1 protein-coding gene is annotated in these 1,938 nt (G+C 68.7%); it reads left to right on the plus strand.

Annotation, left to right across the window (positions count from 1 at the left end; all coding sequences use genetic code 11):
* Positions 1-1,938: Ig-like domain-containing protein (locus BGP85_RS22170; protein ID WP_258036118.1), on the plus strand; the 1,938-nt coding region annotated here is incomplete at both ends.

Consider the following 1,938-nt stretch of genomic DNA (forward strand, 5'->3'; position numbering starts at 1 on the left):
GGCAGCGCGCCGGCCGGCAGCCTGGTGGAGGTCCGTGATGCCAACGGCAGCGTGATCGGCAGCGTGCAGGCCGGCAACGATGGCACCTTCACCATCAACCTCAATCCGGCCCAGGCCAACGGCGAACTGCTCGACGTGGTGGCCATCGATGCCGACGGCAACAGTTCGTTGCCGGCGCAGATCAGCGCCCCGGACATCACCCCGCCCAACCAGGCCAGCGACCTGGTGGTGAGCGCCGACGGCGCCACGCTCACCGGCCGCGGCGAACCTGGCAGCACGGTCCAGGTGACCAACGCCCAGGGCACGCTGCTCGGTAGCGCGGTGGTGGGTGCCAACGGCCAGTTCAGCGTTACCCTGGCCCCCGCGCAAACCGATGGTCAGGCACTGGATGTGGTACTGCGCGACGCCGCAGGCAACAGTTCGACCGTCAACATTACTGCCCCGGATACAGATGGCCCGCTGCAGCCTTCCGGCCTGAATGTCGACATCACCGGCCTGCACCTCACCGGCCTGGGCCAGGTCGGCTCGACGGTGACCGTGCGCGCGGCCGATGGCAGCGTACTGGGGACTGCGCTGGTCGGCGCAGACGGGCGCTTCGACGTCACCCTCACTGCGGCGCAGCGCAACGGTGAAAGCCTGACCGTGGAGGCCACCGACCGCCTCGGCAACAGCGCCGGGCCAGTGACCTTCACCGCACCCGACCTCACCCCGCCGCAGGTGGTCGGCAACCCGACCATCGACGGCACGGGCACGACGGTCAGCGGTTCCGGGGAACCCGGCGCCACGGTCACGGTACGCGGGCCGGGCGGCAGCGTGCTGGGCAGTGCGCTGGTGGCCGGCGATGGCAGCTTCGCGGTCACCCTGGTGCCGCCACAGACCAATGGCCAGGCATTGACCATCGAACAAACCGACCTTGCCGGTAACGTTTCTACTGCCGTCGGTTTACCGGCTCCGGATACCCAGGCGCCGAACGCGCCGATAGGCCTGCTGCTGTCGGCCGACGGCGCCGTCGTCACCGGTAGCGGCGAGCCTGGCGCGCAAGTGAAAGTGACCGGCGTCGGTGGCGTGGTACTGGGCACTGCAGTGGTTCAGGCCGATGGCAGTTTCAGCGTGTCCCTCATCCCTGCGCAGCTCAACGGCCAGACCTTGTCCGTCACCCAGACCGATGGCGGCGGCAACGCCTCTGGCGCTGGCACCGTGGTCGCCAGTGACCTGCAAGCACCAAGCCCGGCAGTGGTCCTGGGCTTGGTCAGTGGCGGCACCGTGCTCAATGGTGCGGGCGAAATCGGCACGACCGTGGAAGTGCGTAACAGCGCCGGGCAATTGCTCGGCGACGGCATTGTCGGTGCCGATGGTAGCTTCAGCATCACCCTCAGCCCCCCACAGACCAATGGCCAGGTCCTGTCGGTTGTGCTGATCGACGGTGCCGGGAACAACTCGCCATCGACCTCGTTCACCGCACCGGACACCTCCGGCCCGGCCACGCCGGCTGGCCTGCAGGTCAGCGCCGACGGCAGCAGCGTGCACGGCACCGGCGAAGTCGGCTCGACGGTCGAGGTGCGCAACGCCGCAGGCGACCTGCTAGGCAGCGTAGTGGTGCCTGCCGGTGGCAGCTTCAGTGTGACGCTGACCCCGGCGCAACTCGATGGCCAGACGCTTCAGGTCAGCTTGTTAGACCCCGCAGGCAACGCGTCCACCAGTGCACCGGTCAACGCGCCGGATATCACCCCGCCGGAGCTGCCCGTCGGTCTGTTGGTCAGCCCGGACGGCAGCACCGTCACTGGCAGTGCGCCAGGTGCCAGCTCGGTGACCGTGACCGACCCGAACGGCAACGTGGTGACCGTTGCGGTCAACGGCGACGGCAGCTTCAGCGTGCCGCTGGATACGCCGCTCACCAACGGTGAGACCCTGAGCGTGGTGGTCAGCGATGCAGCCGGC

This window comes from Pseudomonas putida, assembly GCF_002906855.1.
Classification (GTDB): Bacteria; Pseudomonadota; Gammaproteobacteria; order Pseudomonadales; family Pseudomonadaceae; genus Aquipseudomonas; species Aquipseudomonas putida_N.